This window comes from Streptomyces chartreusis, from assembly GCF_008704715.1.
Classification (GTDB): Bacteria; Actinomycetota; Actinomycetes; order Streptomycetales; family Streptomycetaceae; genus Streptomyces; species Streptomyces chartreusis.
This window is the reverse complement of the sequence record NZ_CP023689.1, coordinates 99,927-120,365: the sequence shown is the minus strand read 5'-3', so window position 1 is coordinate 120,365 and position 20,439 is coordinate 99,927. Positions and strand designations below refer to the sequence as shown.

Sequence of the window (20,439 nt, the reverse complement as noted above, 5' to 3'; positions counted from 1 at the left end):
CTACGGCAGAGTCCACCTCTGGTTGGGGCCGGTGTGGCAGGTCCACAGGTGGACGGGAGTCCCGTCGTTCCAGGTGCCGCCGGATGCGTCGAGGCATTTGCCTGACTGGGGGTTGCGGACGGTGCCGTCGGCCCCGGCCGCCCACTTCTGGGCGCCGGTGTTGTTGCAGGTCCACAGCTGGATCTTGGTGCCGTCGGCGTTGGCGCCCTCAGAGACGTCGAGGCACTTGCCGAGCGCCTTGAGCGTGCCGTCGTCGGCGACCGTCCATCGTTGCGCGGCGGTGGTGTTGCAGGTGTAGATCTGGACCTTGGTGCCGTCGGCGGTGCCCGCGTTGTCGACGTCCAGACACTTGCCGTTGACGCCCCGCACCTCACCGGAACGCGGACCCGGCGGCTCGCTGCCGGTCTGCTTGATCCGGATGTTGCGGAAGGCCACCTCATCCCCGTCGCCGTGGTTCTGAAGGCCGATGTGGCCCTGCTTCAGGCTGCGCACCGGGTCGGTGTTGGTGAAGTCGTTGATCTTCCGGCCGTTGAGGAAGATCTCCAGACGCTCCCCGGTGACCCGGAGCTCGTACGTGTTCCAGCTGCCCGGCGGATTGAGGGCGGCATCCCGGGCTGCGATGTCGGCGGACTGGAACCCGTACACCGCTCCCGTGGTGCGGTCGACGGAGTCGGTGGCGTCGATCTGGATCTCGTAGCCGTTGTTGACCGCCGACCATGGGTCGTCGGAGGCCGGGAAGCCCACGAAGACACCGGAGTTGTCGTCGCCGCTCGCCTTCCAGTCCAGCTTGAGGGAGTAGTCACCGGTGAACTCCCGGGCGTTGTACCAGAGCATGCCCAGTCCGCCCTGGGAGGTGAGGGTGCCGTCGGCCAGGGTGAAGCCGCCGGGTCCCGCCTGCTTCCAGCCGGTCGTGCTGGTGCCGTCGAACAGCGACGTATAGCCGGTCTCCGCACGGCAGTCGGCCTGAGTGAGGCCGGCGGCCCAGCGGACGCCTCCGAGGAGGTGCCGACGGAAGGCGGTGTCGGCGTAGGACTCCTCCGTGTGGCCGCCGCCCGTGTAGAAGGCCCGGCCACCGGCGTAGTTCTTGCACCAGGCGATCGGATGGTCACCGGACATGGTGCCGCCGGAATAGCTGGACTCGTCCAAGGAGGCCAGCACATGAGCGGTGCTGCGGGGGTTGGTGCGGTAGTTGTACCACTCGTCGGTGCGCTGCCAGGTACGGCCCAGGTGCGCGGTGGAGTCGTGCGCCCGGTCCTCGACCTTGACCGTGGCGGGCTGGATGGCGGGGTGGGACTGGAAAAGGGCGCCGGCCAGTCCCTCGTAGAAGGGCCAGTCGTACTCGGTGTCGGCGGCGGCGTGGATGCCGACGTATCCGCCGCCCGAGCCGAGGTACTGCTCGAAGGCCGTCTGCTGGGTGTTGCCGAGGACGTCGCCCGTGGTCGAAAGGAAGACGACGGCCCGGTACTTGGCCAGGTTGGCCGTGGTGAAGGTCTGAGGGTCCTCGGTCGCGTCGACGGTGAAGTTGTTCGCCGCGCCGAGGTCACGCAGTGCCGTGATGCCCTCATCGATAGAGGAGTGGCGGAAGCCCGCCGTCCGGGAGAAGACGAGCACCTTGTACGCCGGGTCGGCGGCCGGTGCCGCCTCGCGGGCGGCGGTGAGCGCGGTCGGTGCGGTGCTGGGCAGCGCCACCGCCTGGGGAGCCAGGCAGAGCACGGCCCCGGCCAACAGGCCGATGATCGACTTGAGTTGGGTACGCATGGCAGTTGCCTCCTTCCTACGGCAGGGTCCATTTCTGGTTGGGGCCGGTGTGGCAGGTCCACAGGTGGACGGGGGTTCCGTCGTTCCAGGTGCTGCCGGAGGCGTCGAGGCATTTGCCTGACTGGGGGTTGCGGAGGGTGCCGTCGGCTTGGGCCGTCCACTTCTGTGCCCCGGTGGTGTTGCACGTCCAGAGCTGGACCTTGGTGCCGTCGGCGTTGGCTCCCTCGGAGATGTCGAGGCACTTGCCGAGTGCCTTGAGGGTGTTGTCGGTGCCGACGGTCCAGTGCTGTGCGCCGCTGTTGTTGCAGGTCCAGATCTGGATCTTGGTCCCGTCGGCGGTGCCGGCGTTGTCGATGTCGAGGCACTTGCCGTTGACGCCCTTCACCGCACCCGAGCGGCTGCCGCCGCCAGTGGTCGTGCTGAAGGAGAATTCGTCCACGTCGAACAGAGCGCCGCTACCGCCCTTGAAAACGAGGTAGAGCGGGGTCGAGGCGGTCGGCTGGTTGCTCAGCGATGCCGTGACGTCCTGGAAGGTCTCCCAGCCGCCGGTGACCGGCGCGGTGACGGTGCCGAGCAGGGTGCCGGTCGGGGAGCCGGTGCGTACCTCGATGGTGCCGCCGGCTCCCGCCGAGGAGACCCGTGCGGTGAAGGAGCGGGCGTTGGCGAGGTTGTACGGCTTGAAGGAGATCCAGTCGCCGTTCTCGATCAGGCCGACCGTCTTGCCGCCGTGCGCGGGCGTGTGGTCGACGATCTGGACGCCGGACGAGTCGCCGTAGTGCTCGGCCTGCCGGTGGCTGGGCTGGATGATGCGCTGGTCGTGCGTGGTGAGCGCCGGTTGACCGTTACCGCCCTTGTCGGTGTATTCGGCGTCGATGACGCCGAATATGTTGGCGTTGGGGTCGTGCTCGCCGTCCGCCAGCGTCTGCAGAGTGCCGGTGCAGCCGGTGGCCGAGGTCTGCGGGTGCCCGTGGCTGTCGTGGCCGACGATGAAGTTGACCTTCACCCTGGAGCAGTCGATCGTGCCGTCCTCCGGGTCGGTCACCGTCACCTTGAAGGGGATGGCGGCGCCGAAGTCGTAGATCTGACCGTCGGCGGGTGCGTCGATCCGCACCGTCGGTGCGGTGTTGCCGACGGTGATCTGCACGGAGGCGGTGGCCGACTTGCCGGTGGGGTCGGTGACCTTCAGCGTCGCCGTGTACTGGCCGTTGGCGGTGTAGGTGTGGGACGGGTTGGCTGCGGTGGAAGTGGCGCCGTCGCCGAAGGTCCATGCGTAGGAGAGCGTGCCACCGTCGGGGTCGGAGCTGCCGGCCGAGGAGAAGGAGACAGCCAGGGGAGTTGTGCCGGATGTGACGTTCGCCTTCGCCTGGGCAAGCGGCGCGCGTCCGCCGGTCACATGCTCGATGCGGTACAGGGCGGAGTTGGCGTCGCCGCTGAAGTAGCCGGTGCCGTAGTCGAGGACGTAGAGGGCGCCGTCCGGGCCGAAGGCCATGTCCATCACCTGGGTGCCGCTCCAGGGGAAGGCGTTGATGGACTGCACGGTGCCGTCGCCGCCGGTCTCGATGCGCTTGATCCAGCGGCGGCCGAACTCGCCGGCGAAGAAGTCACCGTCGTACTCCTGCGGGAACTTCACGTCCGAGGTGGAGGCCGCGTCGTAGCGGTAGACCGGGCCGCCCATGGGGGACTCGGATCCGTTGCCGAACTCCGGTACTGAGCCGCCGTCGTAGGGGATCCAGGCGGGCTCGGCGGCGGGCAGGTCGGTGAGGCCGGTGTTGCGCGGCGAAGTGTTCTTCGGCGCCGAGCAGTTGAACCGCGATCCCGAGCCACCGGTCGCGAAGTCGAAGTCGACGTAGGCGTCGTTCTTGCCGGTGCAGTACGGCCAGCCGAAGTTTCCGGCCTTGGTGATGCGGTTGAACTCGACCTGTCCCGCAGGGCCGCGAGTGGAGCTCGCGGTGCCGGAGTCGGGGCCGTAGTCACCCATGTAGACGATGCCGGTGGCCTTGTCGACACTCATGCGGAAGGGGTTGCGGAACCCCATCGCGTAGATCTCCGGCCGGGTCCTGGCGGTGCCGGACGGGAAGAGGTTCCCGGACGGGATCGAGTACGAACCGTCGGCGTTGACCTTGATGCGCAGGATCTTGCCGCGCAGGTCGTTGGTGTTGCCGGAGGAACGCTGGGCGTCGTACGCCGGGTTGCGCGAGGCGCGTTCGTCGATCGGCGTGAAGCCGTCCGAGGCGAAGGGGTTGGTGTCGTCGCCGGTCGACAGGTACAGGTTGCCCGCGGCGTCGAAGTCGATGTCTCCGCCGACGTGGCAGCACAGGCCGCGCGAGGCGGGTACGTCGAGGATCTTCTTCTCGCTGGCCAGGTCCAGGGTGTTGTCGCTCTTCAGGACGAACCTGGAGAGGCGGTTGACCCCGTCGAAGGGGGTGAAGTCGGACGCCGCACCGTCGGAGGGGGCATCGCCGCCCGGAGTGCTCAACTTCGGCGCGTAGTACAGGTAGACGAAACGGTTGGCGGAGAAGCCGGGGTCGGCCGCGACGCCCTGGAGGCCCTCCTCGTCGTGGCTGTAGACATCGAGTTTGCCCGCCACGCCGGTGGTGCCGGCCGCATCGGTGCGGCGCAGTGTGCCGTCCCGGGACGTGTGCAGCACGGAGCGGTCCGGCAGGACCGTCATGGTCATGGGTTCGCCGGTCTCGGCCACACCCTTGGCGAGGGTGACCTGTTGGAAGTCCTCGGCCGCCGCGGCGCGGGCTTCGTGATCGGGTGAGGCGGGGGCCGCGACGGCGGGGCTCAGGGGGAGCGCCAGGGCCATGGCGCATGCCATGGCCGTGAGCAACGTGCGGACACGTCTGTGTCCGGGCAGTCTCGTGCGCACGGAGTTCTCCAAGAGAGGTGGAGTGGCGGCAGGCCCCGAAGGGCCCGCCAGCGTGGGGGAAGTACGGGCGCGCGCCGTCGCGCCGTCAAGCACAGGCCCGTGGGCTCTGTCGGAGCTCATGACTGCTTCAGTTCCGGGAAGTTAGCGGGCTCGGTTCGCAGCCGGAACCCCTTTCGCACAAGATCTCGGAACTTTTTCCACGGCGGAGACAAAGTGTGGGCGGCGTCGATCACGCAGCGCCGGACAAGTGCCCGGCATCCGGAAGCGGCGGTGAGAAACGGCCACCCGGCCGGGGACCGCGGAGTGCCGGGCGACTTGACTCCGGTCGAAGGCACGACAACGCACTCACCGGCGGGTGGCCAAAGGCGATGGCTGCGGGGAGGCTCATGCCTCCCGTCTGACGCTGTCCACAGCCTGCCGCGGGAGCCAGATCTGACCCGTCACGCGGTCCGGGTGCCAGGAGCCGACCGGGCCGTACGCCACGTACTGGCGCACCGCGTCGTGGAGTCGGTACAGGAGTCGGCCGTCGGCGGTCGGTCCGACCGCGTGCACCATCTGACGATCGATGAGCTCGTCGAGGAGATCGGCGGCCAGTCCTCGCGACGGGGTCACATGGGTCACCATGTCGTCGACGTCGAAGTCGCCGTTCACCGTCCTCAACCGCTGTAACGCGCCCCTGACCGGGGCGGGCAGCGAGCTGTGGCAGGCCGCCACGCTGGCCTCCAGCGACAGATCGCCGATGTGCAGGAAGCGGAGCCTGTCCTGCTCGTTCGTCAGCCGGTCCGCCAGATCACGCAGCGACCGATGCGGTCGTGCCGACAGCCACAGCCCGGCGATGTGCAGGGCCAGCGGCAGCCGCCCGCAGAACCGCAGTACAAGCGACGCTGCCGACCGCTCCGCGCCCGTGCGCGCGGGTCCGAGCAGGTCCTCCAGCACCTGGAGGGCGTCCCCGTCACCGAGGACGCCGATGTTCCGGCGGAACTGGGCGGTGAGGGCGGGGAGTTCACGGCGCGCGGCCACCAGTACGGCGCTGCGCGAGCCGTCCACCAGCAGCGGCCGAACCTGGGCCTCGCTGTCGGCGTTGTCCAGGACGACGAGGACGCGCCTCCTGCTCAGCGCGTCCCGCAGCCGGGCAGCCGCTTCCTCCGGATGGCCCGCCGCCGGCCCGACACCGAGGGAGCGCAGTACGCGGGGGACGATCTCCTCCGGCGTCAGCGGAGTGGAGGACACCCCTGGGTGGAGGTCCACGAAGACCTGTCCGTCCGGGAACCGGTCGCGTACGCCGTGCGCCGCCTCGAGGACCAGCGCGGTCTTGCCCGCACCGGGTGGTCCGACGACGACTGCGGGCCGCCCGGTGTCGCCGTGCTCCGTGCCGGACAGGTGCGCCCGCAGCGAGTCGACGTGCGCCTTCCGGCCGACGAGGTTGTGGCGGGGGGCAGCCGGGAGTTCGGCGGGTACGAGACCGGGCGGTGGCTGCTGCCTCTCGGTGCCCGGTCTGCGCATCAGCCGACCGATCTCCTCCGGAGGCAGTCCGAGGGCCTTGGCGATCAGCAGCAGCGACTGCTTGCGGGGGCGGGAGGTGTGGCCGGTCTCGAGGTTGCGGATGGCCCGCACGCTCACCCCGGACCGTTCCGCCAGGTCCTCCTGGGTCAGGCAGGCCGCCTCACGTGCGGTGACCAGTGCGTCCGCGAGTGTCGTCGGCAACGATGTCTGTTTCACGGGAGGCGGGCCTCCGTTCGCGGGGTGGCGGCGGGCGAACGGCTGGGCATCCAGGCGCGGCCCTCCGGCGTGCCGGCGGCTTCGGCCGACGTCCGTGCGGCAGCCGGTGCGTGGCCGGGGATCCGGGGGTGTGCCCCTTCCGGATTGCCGGCGGCTGGTGGTCGGTCGGCCTCTGCCGCTGTCGGGACGGCTTCGGTTCGGCTGGTGAGAACACCCTGTCGTGTCACGACTTTCCCAGGGTTGGCGGGGCGGGACTGGTCCTCGGGGGCTCGGTCGTGGGGGCCGGCCTGGAGGCTCAGCGCTGCATGCAGTCACGGCCGCGGCAAACCGGGGCGGGCCGTGTCGGGGCGGTCGCGCGATCAGGGGGCGGCAGCGTGCAGGGTCGCCGTGAACGTGGGGGGCGCGAGCAACGAGGTGGAACGGTCGGAACCGGACGGGACTCAGTCGGACGTACGGTCCGCCATGGGCATCAAGGTCACCACGAACTTGTAGCGGGAGCCGCGGTAAACGGAGCGGACCCACTCCACCGGTCTGCCCTCGGTGTCGTGCGAGTGGCGGGACAGCAGCATCATCGGAAGCCCCACGTCCGTCGCGAGCAGCCTGGCCTCGTACGGGGTCGCGAGCTTGGTCTCGATGCCCTCCTCGGCCTCCGACAGGTGCACGCCGTACACCTCGGCGAGGGCCGTGTAGAGGGATCTGTACCTGGCCAGCGCCTCACGCAGGTCGGGGAAGCGCCGTGCGGAGAGGTGGGTCGTCTCGATGGCCATGGGCTCGCCACCGGCCAGCCGCAGCCGCTCGATACGCACCACCCGCTCCCCGACATCGATGTCGAGCAGACGCGACAGCTGCTCGTCGGCCTCGATGTGGCGCATGTCCAGGATGCGCGAGGCGGGTTCGAGTCCCTGGGCCTGCATGTCCTCGGTGTGGGAGGTGAGTTGGAGGACGTGGTAGAGCTTCGGTCGTGCAATGAACGTGCCTTTTCCCTGGATCCGGTCCAGCCGGCCTTCACCGACGAGCTCCTGCAGCGCCAGCCGGACGGTGGTGCGCGAAGTGTCGAGCTGAACAGCGAGTAATCGCTCGGCGGGCATGCGTGAACCCGGCGTCAGCGACTCCGCGATCTCGAGGACCCGCTGCTTCACGCGGTAGTACTTCGGCACCCGTGCGACGACACCGGGCATAGCGGTGTCGTAGGGGACGATGCTCACGTCGGTGGTCATGACCTGCCTTCCGGGCGCACTCGCAGGTGATTCGTTATAGCCCCCAACCCGCCCTTGGTCTAGTCCAACTGGGTGACGGCGTGTCGCGGAGTGGAGGCGGTTCCGCGACCTCCCGGGAGCGGCCGGAGTGGCCTTGGGGGCCGCCCTGGCGCACTGAAAAGTCTAGACCAATCCCCGGAACCGTCGAAGTATCCGCGAGTTGCCACGCCCAGAGCGGCCCGAGTCTGCGGAGCGGTCGGCAACAGGCAACTGGCAGGCAGTTCGCGGCAACTTCGCCGGGATGCGATTGACACCGTGAATTGGTCCAGTCCACTTTGAAGGAACCTCAGTTCGATCAGTGACGGCCTGGAGTTCCCCTCGGCCACTGAGGACTCGAGCCTTGGAGTGATCGCATGCCGACATCCGACCCCTACCTGTACCGCGCCCCGACCCGGCGCCCCTACTTCAGCGCCGACGGCGAGACCTACCTCGCGCAGACGCAGCTCAGAGAGATCGAGAAGTCGCAGCCGCTGCGCGTACTGTCCGAACAGGACCTCGCCTTCTGGCAGACGTACGGATACGTCGTGGTGCGCAACGCCATTTCGCCGGGCGAGGCGAAGAGCCTGTACGAGTTCGCCTGGGAGTTCCAGGGACTCGACCCCGACCGGCCCCAAACCTGGTACGAGGAACGCGAGTTCCGCTCGGACCTCGACCGCGACCTGCACGTCTACGGCTTCGTCGAGGCGTACCACCACCAGCTGATGTGGGACAACCGGCAGACACAGCGCGTCTACGACGCCTTCGCCGACGTCTGGGACTGCGACGAGCTGTGGGTGACCCTCGACCGGCTGAACCTCAACCCGCCCAACCGCGGCAGCCGTTCGCGTTCCCTCATCGCGCCGACCGACGAGGGCTTCGACATCGAGCTGCACTGGGACGTCGACACCACGCTGGGCGTACTGCCGCAGCGGGTGCAGGGCATCCTGGCCCTCAACGACACCCAGCCCGAACTCGGCGGATTCCAGTGCGCACCCGAGCTGTTCCGGCAGTTCGAGGAGTGGCGGATCGCGCAGCCGGCCGGCCGGGACCCGATCAGGCCCGCGATCGACCGCGCCGAGTTCCCCGTCGTACGGCCCGACCTGCAGGCCGGCGACCTGCTGATCTTCAACGGACTCCTGGCACACGGAGTCGCGCCCAACACCTCCGACCACGGCGTCCGCGCCGTGCAGTACCTGTCGATGATGCCGGCGCTGGAGGAGCACGAGGACCTGCGCCGCTCCCGCGTCGAATCGTGGCGCACGCTCAGCACGCCCGACTGGAACGGCACGCTGCTGGGGGACGCCGACCGCCACGAGTCGCTCCGGTACGGCCCCGCCACGCTCGACGACCTCGGCAGGAAACTCCTGGGACTCGACTCCTGGAGCGAACGAGAGAGCACCAAGTGAACCGACAGACCAGCACCGACCCGATCTGCCTGGCCCTGCCCACCAACAGGGCGTGCACGGACGCCATCGTGGGCCTCGGCGAGGAGGCCGCCTACGCCGCCCGCACCTTCGGCACCGAAGTGCACCTGCTCATCCTCGACTCCTGCGACGAGACCACGCGGGCCGAGCACGCCCGCGTCGTGGCCGGCCTGCCCGCCACCCCGAACGTGATCGTCCACCTCCTCGACGAGGCACGCCAGCGGGATTTCCTGCGCCGCGCGATCCAGCGCTCCGACGTCGCCGTACCCAAGCGGCTGCTCGGCCTCATGCTGCCGGCCGCACTCTCCTACGGCGCCTGCACCAACCGCGCCTTCCTGATCGCCAGTGCCCTCGGCTGCCGGTCCGTGCACCGCAGGGACTCGGACTGCACCTACCAAGTGCTGGACGGCGAACAGGTCTTCCCCATCCACCACGAGCTGTCCTCGCTCGGCAAGCCCGCCGCCGAGGCGTCGCCCGCCGTCACCGAGACCGTCCTCGCCGCCGGCCAGGACCACCGTCCGGTGTCCATGGTCGGGGCCTCCTTCATCGGCGAACCGTCCGTGGACATCGCCGAGATCGAGCAGCTCGACCCGGGCGTCTACCACGACGTCGTCAGCCTGTGGGCGCCCACCGACTGGTCGGACGAACAGAAGGAACAGCTGGTCGAGGAGTCCTTCAAGGGCGCCGGAACCACCCCCTTCACCGCGGACCACTCCACCCTGACGCTCGTCGACCCCATGCGGGTCGACATGAGCAATATCGCCTTCGACCACGACGTGTACGAGCGAGTGCCGCTGCCACCGGCGACCGACACCATCGGCAGCGACTACTTCCTCATCCACCTCGTGCACGACGCCGCGCTGCCCGGCGTGCTGCACAACCGCCACATCGAGAACTTCTACACGCCCTTTAGGCGCACCGACGCGGGCTTTCGCTCCTACCAGATGCGGTTCGTGAAGTTCCTGCTGTCGATGCTCTACTTCAACGACGTCTACGAGCGGATGGGCGCGGCCGGTGCCGCACTGCTGGACGAGCGCGAGCACGTCCGCGGCGACGTCATCTCCGGCTTCCTCCGCGACAGCGCCGCTCTGGACCGCACGGAGAACATCTGGCGCCTGGACCGCGTCAGCACCTCGTACCGCAAACTGGGCGGCCGCTACGCCACGTTCGCCGACCGGATGGACGCTCGCCGGGACCAGCTGCTGGACGAGGCACGGCGGGACACGGAGGACTTCGCGCTGCTGATCGACGCCTGGCCCGCGCTGGTGCGCGCCGCCCGGGAGACCGGCCTCGGGAGTGCGGACGCGTGAGCGTGGACCTGGGCACGCGACTGGCCTCCGCCCTGGCCGCCGCGTCGTCGGACTGCGTCGTCTTCGATCTGGCCGGAGTCGGGAACCAGTACGACCACCTGGTGCGCGAACTGCCCGGCGTCATCGTCCGGTTCGCGATGAAGGCGTGCCCGGTCGACGAGGTGTTGACCTGCCTCGCCGACCGGGGCGCCGGCTTCGACGCGGCCAGCCCCGCGGAGATCGAGCAGGCGCTGCGGCTCGGCGTACCCGTCGACCGCATCCACTACGGCAACACCGTGAAGTCCGACGCGAGCATCGCCGAGGCCCACCGGTTCGGCGTGCGGACCTTCGCCACGGACAGCGTGCAGGACGTGGCGGCCGTCGCCGCGCACGCCCCCGGCGCCCGCGTGTACTGCCGCCTCGCCACCAGCGGCGACGGCGCCCTGTGGGGACTGAGCCGCAAGTTCGGCTGCTCGCAGGACGACGCCGTCCGCGTGCTGACGGCGGCCCGCGCCGCAGGCCTGACCCCGGCCGGGCTCTCGGTGCACGTCGGCTCGCAGCAGATGACGTACGAGGCATGGCGCCAGGCCGTCGACCAACTGGCCGACACCATGGTGGCGTTGCGCGAGCAGGGCATCGTGCTCGACCACGTGAACCTCGGCGGCGGACTGCCCGCGCTCGGCTACCTCGACCGGCACGGCCGCCGGCTGGAGCCGCCGCTGGACAAGATGTTCGCCGTTCTCCGCGAGGGCATGGACGAGCTCCGGCACCTCAATGCCGCGCCCCTCGACTTCGTCATGGAGCCCGGACGCCACCTGGTCGCCGATCACGGCGCGATCCGTGCGCACGTCTACCGGCTCACCGAACGACGCCAGCCCGACGGCGAACTCGTGCACTGGCTGTACCTGAGCTGCGGAAAGTTCAACGGACTCTACGAGATGGACGAGCTCTGCCACCGGCTCGTCTTCCCGGGCCACCGGGACGGGGAGTACGTCGCCGCCGTCGTGGCCGGTCCCACGTGCGACAGCGACGACGCCTACGGGACCGCGCACCGCCTCGTACCCAAGGCGCTGGCGTCCGGCGACCCGGTCTGGGTCCTGTCCGCCGGCGCCTACGCCACCAGCTACATGACACAAGGCTTCAACGGCTTCGGACCGCTTCCGCACACGACGGTACGTGACGGGATCGGGAGTGCGGGGGCGGCGGCGTGAGCGGGGGAGCGGCAGGCGTCGACGCGCGCATCCGTCCTGTGCGCGACGGTGACTGGCCGGGGGTAGCCGCCCTGGAGGCGGCGGCCTACGCGGGCAGTTCCCTGACCGAGGGCCGCGCGGCCCTGGAGTCGAAGGGCCGCGCCTCGCCGGACACCTGCTTCGTGCTCGACATCGACGGACACGTGGCGGGATACCTGCTCTCGCTGCCGTACCCGATGTTCCGCTACCCGGCGCTGGCCCGTTCCGACGAGCCGGCACACGACTCGCGCAACCTCCACCTGCACGACATCGTCGTCGCACGGGAACAGCGGGGCAGGGGCTGGGGCGGCGGTCTGCTGGCCCGGCTGACGGCCGCCGCGCGACCGAGGTTCGAGCACATCTCGCTCGTCGCCGTCGACGGTATGGCCTCCTTCTGGGCCGCGCACGGCTACCGGACCCACCCGAGGGTCCGGCTCCCGGAGAGCTACGGCGACAACGCCGTGTACATGTCCATCGCGGTGCCCGGCAGCGGTACCAGCCCTTCGAAGGAGGTGGCCCGGTTCCCGTGCCCCGTGTCCTAGACGACTTCAGACGCACGCAGTTGGCGATCGCGGCGCTGTTCTGTTTCCTCGGGTTCCAGTACGCCACCTGGATTTCCCGTATCCCCGCCCTCAAGACGCGCCTCGACCTGAGCGCCGGCGAAGTGGGCCTGCTGCTCATGGTCACCGGGGCGGGCGCGGCGGCCTCCTTCCCGCTCGTCACGTACCTGATGAAGCGCCTCGGCGCGCGCCGCCTCGCCCTGCTCTCCGGGCTGGGCCTGGTGGCGATCCTCCTGGCGCTGTCCGTCGCCCCCAACTACCCCGTGACACTGGTGATCCTCTGCGCGGACGGCGTTGCGGTCGGCTGTCTGAACGTGGCGATGAACGCCCAGGGCGCCGCCCTCGAGGCGGCCCACGGACGTACGGCGATGACGCAGCTGCACGCCACCTTCAGCGCCGGTTCGTTCCTCGCCGCCCTGGTGTCGTCCGGCATGACCGCGCTGACCTCCGGCATCGTCACCCACTTCGCCGCCGCCTCAGCCGTACTCCTGCTGCTCCTCGCCTGCGCGCGCCCGCGCCTGCTCCCCGACGACGCCCCCGCGAAGGAGCCGGCCGAGCCGACGGCCGAGCGGGGGGAGGGCAAGCGCCGCCGCAGGATGGCCAGGCCGACGCGGGTGATGCTCTGGCTCGGCTGCACCATGGTGTTCGCCGAGGTGGTCGAAGGCTCCATGAACGACTGGTCAGCGCTCTACCTGAAGGACGTCGCCGGCGCCTCGGCCCAGGTCGCGCCGCTCGGCATCGCGGTCATCTCGGTCGTGATGGTCCTCGCGCGCCTCTTCGGCGACGGCTGGCGCAGCCGTTGGGGCGACGCCCTCGTCGTCCGCGTCGGCAGTGCCGTGGCCGGCATCGGACTGGCCCTGGCACTGCTGGCCGGAGGCGTCGTGCCCGCCCTCCTCGGCTTCGCGTGCGTGGGACTGGGCGTGGCCGCCGTGACGCCGTGCCTCTACGTCGCCGCCGCGGCCGAAGGCCCGGACGCCCTCTCCCTGGTCGCCGCCACGGGCACCACCGGCCTCCTCGTCGGCCCCGCGCTGATCGGCTTCATCGCCCAAGCCACCGACCTGACCTGGGGCATGGCCGTCGTGGCAGCCTCAGCCGTCATCGTCTCCCTGTGCACGACCCGCCTCCAATGGGCCCCCGCGAAGGCCTCGCCAGAGGAGAGCATGAAGACGGAGGTGGTCGAAGAGGGAGCCATGTGACCGCCCTGGCGGGGGCGGCGGCCTCGGGCGGCCGCCCCCGCCAAGTGACGGTTCACAGGCCGCTGACCTTGCCGCTCGCGGAGATCTCGTAGACCAGGGTGACGGTGCCGTGTCCGCCGGGCGCCAGGGGGAGGTCCCAGCGGGCGATGCCGTCGGCGTCGACCTCGTCGGGCTCCGGTGCGCAGGCATCCTTGCGCAGGCGTACCTCGACCGCCGAGACCTCGGATACGGGAATGCGCTCCCGAAGCGTGACGATCTGCTCACCACGCTCGCCCGGCGCCGAGAAGCGCGACACATTGAGGCGGACCGTGTGGGTGATCACGGTGCGCTGCGTCAGCGTCGCGGTGTCGCGGGACTCCTCGGTGTGCCGGATCACCCGGTAGTCGTCGTCGCTGCCATAGGCCAGCTCGACCGGGGCGCCCGGCGCGGTGAAACTCAGCGTCCCACGGCCGGTGAAGCCGCTGCCGCGCACCAGGTCCACGGGCCCGGTGAGCAGCGCGTGGCCGGAGGTGTTGTCGAACCGCACAACCTGCGTGACCAGTGGCGACAGTTCGGGCGAGGAAGAGTGCTCACTGCTCGCAACTGTGGTGACCGCGGTGAGCGGCACCCGGTGGGCGCGGCCGTCCGAAGGTACGGAAACGGCAGCGGGCGCGTGCAGCACACGTGTCTGGCCGCCGTCATCGACCCCGGGCAGGCCGAGCACCGGGGCCGGACCCAGCTCCGCGATCTCCTCCTCCCGGAGCTCCACATCGACCGTGCGGCGCTCCGCGGCGGAGCGGTCCTTGAGGGTGAGACGGTCCTCGGTCAGCCGCGGCGGATCGGTGGTCAGCGCCGAGCGGGCCGTCGACAGGGTGAGTCGTACGTCCGACCAGTCCTCGCCGGTGCGCTGCCAGACCATCGCGTCGGTCTCCAACGTCACCGAGTCCCCGTCCAGTACGGCCCGGTAGGCGGGGCGCCACAATGCGCACGAAGTGAGATGGGTCAGCCGCAGCCGGACCTGCTCGGCGACCTCGGTCCGTACGGTCAGCTCGACATGTCCGATCAGCTCGGCGGGCCGCTCCTCGGCGAGGTGGATGGCCTGCCGGGCCTGCACGAGCTCGCCGGCGACATCCGTCAACCGTGCCTCCTCGGCGCGGAGTTGCTCGCCGTACGCATCGCGCTCGGCGTCGACCCGGTCCAGCTCGCGGGTCCAGCGGGCCTCGTCCGTCTCGCCTTGACCCGTCCCTTCGGAGACGTCCCGCAGCAGATCGGTGGCGAGGCGGCCGAGGAGGTCGAGTCGGGTGCGCAGCCGGTCGCGCGAGTGGCCGACGGTGATCTGTTCCTCTTCCAGGACGCGGATCCGCGCACGCAGGGCGGAATCGTCGTCGGCGGGCAGCGGCCCGCGCGGCGTCCAGGTGCGGACGATCCGTACGTCGAGGACGGTCGCGGAGTGCTCGCCCGACAGTTCCGCGTGGAGGGTGCGGTCGACCGCGAGTGCGCTGACCGGCCCGAGGCGCAGGCGCTGGACGCCGGCGCGCAGGTCGAGTTCGGCGGTCCGCTCGATGTGGGCGCGGTCCTCCAGGCAGGTGACCGCTGTGACGGGCAGGGGGATCGGCTGGGTGTCCGTGGGCATCGTGTCAGCTCCTGCGGTTGCCGCCGACCAGGGCCTTGGCGGCCGGGACGCGGATGTCGTAGCCGCCGTCGAGGGAGGCGCTGCCGCCGGCGGGCAGGTCCACTCGCCAGACTCGGGTGCCCGGGGCATGCCGGTCGGGTCCGCCGTCCTGCTCGGGCGTCGTCCAGTCGGCGTGTTCATCGATCCGCACGTCCGGTTCGGAGGTGACGGGAACCTGTTCGTGGACCTCGACGGTGACGGCCTGGGCGAGCCGGTTCGAGAGTTCCACATGGATCTGGTGGGCGAGCACGGTGGTGTTGTTGCGCAGCCCCGAGGTCGACTCGCGCAGGTTCGTGCGGCGGGTGACCCGGATGCCCTCGGCGGGGCCCAAGCCCATCCGGCGGACGCCGCCGGGGGCGAGCGTGGGCAGGGCGGCGGTCGTCAGGAAGTCGTCGTCGCTGGTGACCTCCACCGGCCCGGCGAGCAGGGCCTGGTCGGTGGCGTTGGCGAGCACGAGGGTGGCGTAGACCGTCTGCTCCACTGAGGGCACACAGAGGTACTCGGTGCGCAACCCGACGGCAATCTCGGTCACGGTGACGGTGTGCCAGGTTCCGTCGGAAGGGATGTCGGCGCGGGCGACGGCGTCGTAACGGTGATCGAAGGAGCCCGCCGACTCGCGGGGCCGCACGGCATGGCCGGGCAACGGCAGCGCGGCCACCGCCTCGGCGCGACGGCGGTGTTGGTCCGCCACCGGGTCGTGGGGAGCGCGGGGGAAGAGCTTGCCTCTTCGGCCGCCGGGCTCATCAGCGCCGGACAGTACGAGCCCGGCGTAGTCGAGCTCCGCACCGCTCGGCCGTGGCGGACCGGACGGAACCGGCGCTGACGGCGGGGGAGGAGGGGCAGCCGGGGCAATCGGGGGAGGACCGGCGACGCGGCCGGCCCCGGCACTCGGCCTTCCCGAGCGGGCCGGCGGTGCCGGGCGGGGCACGGCGGTGTCGAAGACCGCCGACGGAGCAGCGGCGGGACCGGACGGCTCTGGGAACGCGGCGGGCGGCATGCCGTACCCCTGCGGCGCGGGCGGCGGCGGTGGCGGTACGGCGCCGAAGGCCGCCGGGGGAGCGCTGACGACGCCGGTCGACTCCGGGCTGGGCATGCCGTACCCGTGAAGTGCGGGCGGCGGCAACGGGGGGACGGGGCCAGGCGCAGGCGCACCCACGGGGACCGGCATGACGGCCGGAGCGGGACGCGGGCCCGCCGCGTCGTAGCCGGAGAAGAGGTCGGAGAGCCCTGTGGGGGGCTCGCGCCAGCCGGAGGGCGCGGGGGCGGGCTGCCGACGTCCGACCCGGATGGAACGCAGCCTCGGCAGATCGGTGCGGCGCCGCAGGTCCGCGGTGGCGAGGGCGATGCGCACCCCGTTCCAGTCCTCGCCGGTGCGCTGGGCGACCGAAGCACGCAACACCAGAGTGCCGCTGTCGTCGCCCTGACGGTGGGTCAGGCGATAGGCCGGTACCCAGACGGCGCCCGGCACACCGTACTCAAGCTCCACTTCCGCGGTCCCACTCCCGATTCCGTCGAGCGTCAGGAGTGCGACGACGGTGGTCGCGACACGCTCGGACGGAACGTCGGTGGAAGCACGCATCCAGCGGTCGGTGGCAACCGAGAACTCGTGCTGGACCCGGCGGAGCTCCTCCTCCAGCTCGACGAGCCGGTAGTGGAGCCCTCGAAGCCGGTCGTCGACGAACTCGGCAAGCCGCAGCCAGGCATCGGCAGCCGTACGCCGCGGCGGATCCTCCCGCTTGCGGGCCGGCGGAACCGGACGAAGCGTCGCCACCTCCGCGATCAGATTCACCTGCCGGTCACGCCGCCCCTGCGCCGCGGCACACACGTTGCGCAGCCTCTCCATCTCCTGCCGCAGGGTGTCGACCGCGTCGGTGCCGGACGGTTCGGCCTCGACCTCCACCCGCACCTCGGTGACGCGTACGCCGCGATCGCCCACGACCTTCGCCCGCAGTGAGCCGGCGTCCATCGAGCGGGGCAGCCCCGTCACCCGCACTCGGCCATCCGCCGGGACGGTTCCCGTGGCTACCCGGGTGCAGAGCGCACCCTGCGCGTACACCACGACCGCGTCGAGCGATGACGCCCACTCCGCTGCAGCTTCAGATTTCATGCACTCCGCCCCCCATGTCCCCTACCGACCGAAGCCTACGCCCAGGCCATGCCGCGTTTTCATGCTTCTTCACGGGTCGCCTCGGCTGCCGAGCGGAACTCTGCTTCCAGGTGTGAAAGGGAGTGAACGGGTACTCGGCGTCCCATGGCTGCACAGAGCGAGTCCCTGGGGTCCTGGCCGGTCGTACGGCAGCTGCGTCGGATGCGTGCGTTGTACGCCGCGGGTGTGCTGCTGTGGGCGGCGTCGAGCATCGTGACGGCGTTGTCGTCCCCAGGCAGCAGTCCCATGTGGACGTCCGTCCTGCTACTGGCGGTCTTCACCGGCCTGTTGGCGCTGTCCAGCCGGTGGCTGCGGCGCATGGGGCCGGTCGCGGGAACGGAACGCAAGGACCGACCGGTCGCACATGGAGCCACCAGCGCGCGCCACGCACGCGCCTGACAACTGTTGAGCGTGCGCGCCGCCGGGGTTGGGTGAACCCACCGTCTCCCCACCGACCCGCTGGGCCTTTCTTAGTCGATCACCCATGGCGTCAATAGCGCTGTGCCTTGGCGAGACGGGGGGTGAGATTGGCGTCCGCGGGCTGCCGACTGAAGGCGATCGGTTGCTCTTTCTCGCCCGGATCGAGGTCTTCCGCGCCGACGAATCTCGTCTCCACGACTTTCCCCGACGAATCCTCGAAATCGATCTGAACGGCATACGAGGCCGTGTCACTCGTCTTGTTGGTGATCGTGACCAGGACGGCGAGCAGACCGCTTGTCTCGCTTCGGGGCAGGCCCTTCATGCCGACTTCGGACACCGCGTTGCCGCGCCCCTGGACATCCTTGAGTTCCTTTTCCGCTGCGGCACTGGCACGGGCAGCCTCGGCTTCGACGGACGCCTCGAACTCGGATGCGCGCGCAGATGCCGAGGAAGCCGCTGCCGAAGCCGAAGCATGAGCGGAAGCGATCGCGGAAGCCGCCTGGGAAGCCAGCGCGGACGGTGGCAACCCTGAGAACGACGCAGTATTCGGGCTACTGGTCGTCGGTGCAGGCGAGGAGTCCGTGTCCCCGTCTCCGCACGCGGTCAGGAAAACGGCAGAAACGGCCAAGCCAAATGTGGCCACGACGGCTCGAAGTCCACGGCCGTGGTCGTCTCGCAGCATCGCCATCCCTCACGCCTTGCCGGTCGGATCCCATCCATCATGGGCAGAGGGCGAACTCCGCACGATTCCGCATAGGCCGTTCGAATGGCCGGGCCGGGGAGGGGCCGCTCGGCTTCGATGGGGGATCCGTCCTTCGGAGAGGATTGGGGACCTGCAGCAATCACCGGACGATGGTGTTGACCGGCTACTCCTCGGGCTCCCAGGCGATCAGCTGCTCCAACACCTGCCGGTCGCCCTCGGTCCTGAGGTCGCTGAGCGTGAGGCGGCCTCAGACGAAGAGGAGCAGTCCAGCGTGACAGCATGCGGCAATGGCCTTGCGACACCCCGACGGCGACTACGCGATCACCACGATGTACTCCGTACCCGACGACGCCTGGTATCTGGAACTGGATCTGGTGGCCGGGCAACGGAATCTCGTGACCGCAATCGTCCCCGACGAGGATCCGGCACGGGAACCCACGGTGTGCTTCAACCCGCACGCAGGGCATACTGACGTCCCGTACGAGGTCATGCGCTGGTTCATGCACCAGGTCGATGAAGAGATCCGCACCTCCCGTGCCTGGATGCGGCTGAGACCGGAGCTCGTCGAGATCATCCACCAACTCCGCCAGGAGCACATGGGTGTCATCGACGATGACGACTTTCCCCGGGTTCTGGCGGACGTGCGCACCACGGTCTCCGAGGAAGACCTCCCCGACGTTCTAGAGGCCGCCTTCGGGCGGAATCCTGACGGCACCACCATGTACCACCCGCAAGCGCCCCAGCCTGTGGACGGTCAAGGAGACAGGGCCTAGGCGGCACCCCGCTCGCCATCACCTGACCGTTGGCAACCGCCACGACGTTACCGCGCTGCTGTCCCCGTTCGACTCGCCCGCGCGAAGACCACGCCACACCCACCGGCACGCATGCTCCGGGTCACCGACGACGCACCCCTGCTCGCGCGGGGACCACCTCAACGCCGCGGTCTTGACCAGGCCCTGCCCGTCCGACACGTCGTCGTATGCGTGTGTGGCCCAGATCACGGGCTTCGAGTGCAGCGTGAGGTGCCTGCCGGTGCCTTTTCCCTTGTGTAGGCAAGTGGCGAGAGCAAGGACAGCGCGGATGGGGCAGGCCCGGGCAGGTGAGTTCGACGAGTTCGTGGCGGCTCGCTGGTCGGTGTTGCTCCACCTCGCTCGTCTGCTCGTGGGAGGTGACCGGCATAGGGCGGAGGACCTGTTGCAGGAGTCCTTGGTCAAGCTCTGGTTCGCCTGGTCCAGGGTCGGAGAGGAAGCGCCCGAGGCGTACGTCCGCAAGGTGATGGTGCGTGCGGCGGCACGCTCCGGCCAGCGGCGCTGGTGGGGCGAACGCCCCGTCGAACAGCTGCCCGAGGCGGCAGCGGTCGGCGATGTGTCGTCCGACGTGGCGGAGCGTTCGCGACTGGAGGCAGCCCTCGCCCAGCTGACCTCGAAGCAGCGAGTGGCGGTGGTGCTGCGCTACTACCAGGACCTGCCCGAGGGGCAGGTGGCGGCGACGCTCGGGTGCCCGGTGGGCACGGCTCGTGCCCACGCTGCCCGCGGAGTGGCGCGGCTGCGGCAGATCCTGGCCGACGTCATCGAGCCAGTGCAGTGAAGGAGGACGCCATGGATCATTTCGAGCGGCAGCTGGCGCAGCTGATGCACAGCACCCATGAGCACGCGCCCTTCGAACCGCGGCACCGGGAACGCCTCCGGGCCGGCGTGCGGACCCGCCGTCGCACCCGGGCCCTGCAGCAGGCCGGCGGTTTCGCGTTGGCCATCACCGGCCTCGGTGTCGCGCTGTTCCTGCTGCCCGGTAGGCCACACAGCGTGGAGCCCAGCAGTCCCCGCCCCGAGCCTGCGACGAGCCCGACAGCGCCGGCAGTGTCCCCCTCCTCGACGCCGACTTCTTCGGCCACCGGCACGGAGGGAACGAGTAGCCCCCCAGGGGCGACGGGGGGCACGACCTCTGCGCCGCCGCCCACGACGACGACGTCGCCCCCGCCATCGAGCACGGAGAACACGCAAGGCGATCCGACGACGGATGCCACGTCAGTACCCACGTCCACCATGTCCCCGGACTACGGGTGATGGGCCCTCTGGAGCCACAAGCCCGCTCGTAGACCGCACCCCCTAGTCCAAACCCTCTAATCCAAAGTGCCGTAACCCCGGAGCACACCGCTGCTCCGGGCACCCAGGCACGCCCTGCGCCAAAGCACAAAGAAGGACAACTGTGAGGAATCGACATCCGGTCGAGCTGGAGGA

At 70.1% G+C, this 20,439-nt stretch carries 15 protein-coding genes; 8 read left to right on the top strand and 7 right to left on the bottom strand.

Going from position 1 to position 20,439, the window contains the following annotated elements:
• The 4 genes from CP983_RS00505 to CP983_RS00490 all read right to left on the bottom strand — a co-directional run bounded on the left by CP983_RS00505 (position 1) and on the right by CP983_RS00490 (position 7,566).
• Complete coding sequence (locus tag CP983_RS00505; RefSeq protein WP_150498060.1) at positions 1-1,758, bottom strand: lectin; 1,758 nt, start codon at positions 1,756-1,758, stop codon at positions 1-3.
• Between the two features lie 16 nt (positions 1,759-1,774).
• Positions 1,775-4,567: a carbohydrate-binding protein gene (locus CP983_RS00500; protein WP_229914588.1), complete on the bottom strand. Its 2,793-nt coding sequence runs from the start codon at positions 4,565-4,567 to the stop codon at positions 1,775-1,777.
• A gap of 447 nt (positions 4,568-5,014) precedes the next feature.
• Positions 5,015-6,349, bottom strand: coding sequence for a helix-turn-helix domain-containing protein (locus tag CP983_RS00495; RefSeq protein ID WP_150498059.1), 1,335 nt, complete (start codon positions 6,347-6,349; stop codon positions 5,015-5,017).
• Between the two features lie 440 nt (positions 6,350-6,789).
• The gene (locus tag CP983_RS00490; protein ID WP_107910959.1) at positions 6,790-7,566 is read right to left on the bottom strand and encodes a GntR family transcriptional regulator; all 777 of its coding nucleotides are present in this window, start codon (positions 7,564-7,566) and stop codon (positions 6,790-6,792) included.
• A gap of 392 nt (positions 7,567-7,958) precedes the next feature.
• On the opposite strand from CP983_RS00490, the gene CP983_RS00485 reads away from it, so the two are divergent.
• The 5 genes from CP983_RS00485 to CP983_RS00465 are packed head-to-tail and all read left to right on the top strand — an operon-like array spanning position 7,959 to position 13,282.
• Positions 7,959-8,990, top strand: a complete 1,032-nt coding sequence (locus CP983_RS00485) for a phytanoyl-CoA dioxygenase family protein (RefSeq protein WP_150498058.1) — start codon at positions 7,959-7,961, stop codon at positions 8,988-8,990.
• Positions 8,987-10,318 carry a DUF6271 family protein gene (locus CP983_RS00480; RefSeq protein ID WP_150498057.1) on the top strand — a complete coding sequence of 444 codons (1,332 nt, stop codon included), beginning with the start codon at positions 8,987-8,989 and terminating at the stop codon, positions 10,316-10,318. Before CP983_RS00485 ends, CP983_RS00480 begins: the two co-directional genes overlap by 4 nt.
• Positions 10,315-11,508 (top strand): type III PLP-dependent enzyme, encoded by a 1,194-nt coding sequence (locus CP983_RS00475; RefSeq protein ID WP_150498056.1) that lies wholly within the window; start codon positions 10,315-10,317, stop codon positions 11,506-11,508. Before CP983_RS00480 ends, CP983_RS00475 begins: the two co-directional genes overlap by 4 nt.
• The gene (locus tag CP983_RS00470; protein WP_150498055.1) at positions 11,505-12,068 is read left to right on the top strand and encodes a GNAT family N-acetyltransferase; all 564 of its coding nucleotides are present in this window, start codon (positions 11,505-11,507) and stop codon (positions 12,066-12,068) included. Before CP983_RS00475 ends, CP983_RS00470 begins: the two co-directional genes overlap by 4 nt.
• Positions 12,053-13,282: an MFS transporter gene (locus CP983_RS00465; protein ID WP_150498054.1), complete on the top strand. Its 1,230-nt coding sequence runs from the start codon at positions 12,053-12,055 to the stop codon at positions 13,280-13,282. The genes CP983_RS00470 and CP983_RS00465 overlap by 16 nt, the downstream gene beginning before the upstream one ends.
• 52 nt (positions 13,283-13,334) lie before the next feature.
• Here CP983_RS00465 and CP983_RS00460 read toward each other — a convergent pair whose 3' ends face one another.
• The gene (locus CP983_RS00460) at positions 13,335-14,894 is read right to left on the bottom strand and encodes a mucoidy inhibitor MuiA family protein (RefSeq protein WP_150498053.1); all 1,560 of its coding nucleotides are present in this window, start codon (positions 14,892-14,894) and stop codon (positions 13,335-13,337) included.
• A 4-nt stretch (positions 14,895-14,898) separates the two neighbouring features.
• Positions 14,899-17,040 (bottom strand): DUF4139 domain-containing protein, encoded by a 2,142-nt coding sequence (locus CP983_RS00455; RefSeq protein ID WP_150498052.1) that lies wholly within the window; start codon positions 17,038-17,040, stop codon positions 14,899-14,901.
• Positions 17,041-17,184: 144 nt separating this feature from the next.
• On the opposite strand from CP983_RS00455, the gene CP983_RS00450 reads away from it, so the two are divergent.
• A complete protein-coding gene (locus tag CP983_RS00450) occupies positions 17,185-17,478 on the top strand; it encodes a hypothetical protein (RefSeq protein ID WP_150498051.1) in 294 nt (97 codons plus the stop codon).
• A gap of 91 nt (positions 17,479-17,569) precedes the next feature.
• On the opposite strand, the gene CP983_RS00445 is transcribed toward CP983_RS00450, so the two are convergent.
• Complete coding sequence (locus CP983_RS00445; RefSeq protein ID WP_150506265.1) at positions 17,570-18,181, bottom strand: hypothetical protein; 612 nt, start codon at positions 18,179-18,181, stop codon at positions 17,570-17,572.
• Positions 18,182-18,489: 308 nt separating this feature from the next.
• Here CP983_RS00445 and CP983_RS00440 point away from each other — a divergent pair, with 308 nt between their 5' ends.
• Both CP983_RS00440 and CP983_RS00435 read left to right on the top strand, forming a co-directional pair.
• Positions 18,490-18,975 carry a hypothetical protein gene (locus CP983_RS00440; protein WP_150498050.1) on the top strand — a complete coding sequence of 162 codons (486 nt, stop codon included), beginning with the start codon at positions 18,490-18,492 and terminating at the stop codon, positions 18,973-18,975.
• 307 nt (positions 18,976-19,282) lie between these two features.
• Positions 19,283-19,789 (top strand): SigE family RNA polymerase sigma factor, encoded by a 507-nt coding sequence (locus CP983_RS00435; RefSeq protein ID WP_150498049.1) that lies wholly within the window; start codon positions 19,283-19,285, stop codon positions 19,787-19,789.
• The last annotated feature ends 650 nt before the right edge of the window (positions 19,790-20,439 follow it).

What these genes read in the sequence shown, in the direction of transcription:
- CP983_RS00450 (WP_150498051.1), top strand. Translation starts at nt 17,185, where the DNA reads ATGGCTGCACAGAGCGAGTCCCTGGGGTCCTGGCCGGTCGTACGGCAG.
- CP983_RS00440 (WP_150498050.1), top strand. Translation starts at nt 18,490, where the DNA reads ATGGCCTTGCGACACCCCGACGGCGACTACGCGATCACCACGATGTAC.
- CP983_RS00435 (WP_150498049.1), top strand. Translation starts at nt 19,283, where the DNA reads ATGGGGCAGGCCCGGGCAGGTGAGTTCGACGAGTTCGTGGCGGCTCGC.
- CP983_RS00505 (WP_150498060.1), bottom strand. Translation starts at nt 1,758, where the DNA reads ATGCGTACCCAACTCAAGTCGATCATCGGCCTGTTGGCCGGGGCCGTG.
- CP983_RS00455 (WP_150498052.1), bottom strand. Translation starts at nt 17,040, where the DNA reads ATGAAATCTGAAGCTGCAGCGGAGTGGGCGTCATCGCTCGACGCGGTC.
- CP983_RS00490 (WP_107910959.1), bottom strand. Translation starts at nt 7,566, where the DNA reads ATGACCACCGACGTGAGCATCGTCCCCTACGACACCGCTATGCCCGGT.
- CP983_RS00460 (WP_150498053.1), bottom strand. Translation starts at nt 14,894, where the DNA reads ATGCCCACGGACACCCAGCCGATCCCCCTGCCCGTCACAGCGGTCACC.
- CP983_RS00500 (WP_229914588.1), bottom strand. Translation starts at nt 4,567, where the DNA reads ATGGCCCTGGCGCTCCCCCTGAGCCCCGCCGTCGCGGCCCCCGCCTCA.
- CP983_RS00445 (WP_150506265.1), bottom strand. Translation starts at nt 18,181, where the DNA reads ATGCTGCGAGACGACCACGGCCGTGGACTTCGAGCCGTCGTGGCCACA.
- CP983_RS00485 (WP_150498058.1), top strand. Translation starts at nt 7,959, where the DNA reads ATGCCGACATCCGACCCCTACCTGTACCGCGCCCCGACCCGGCGCCCC.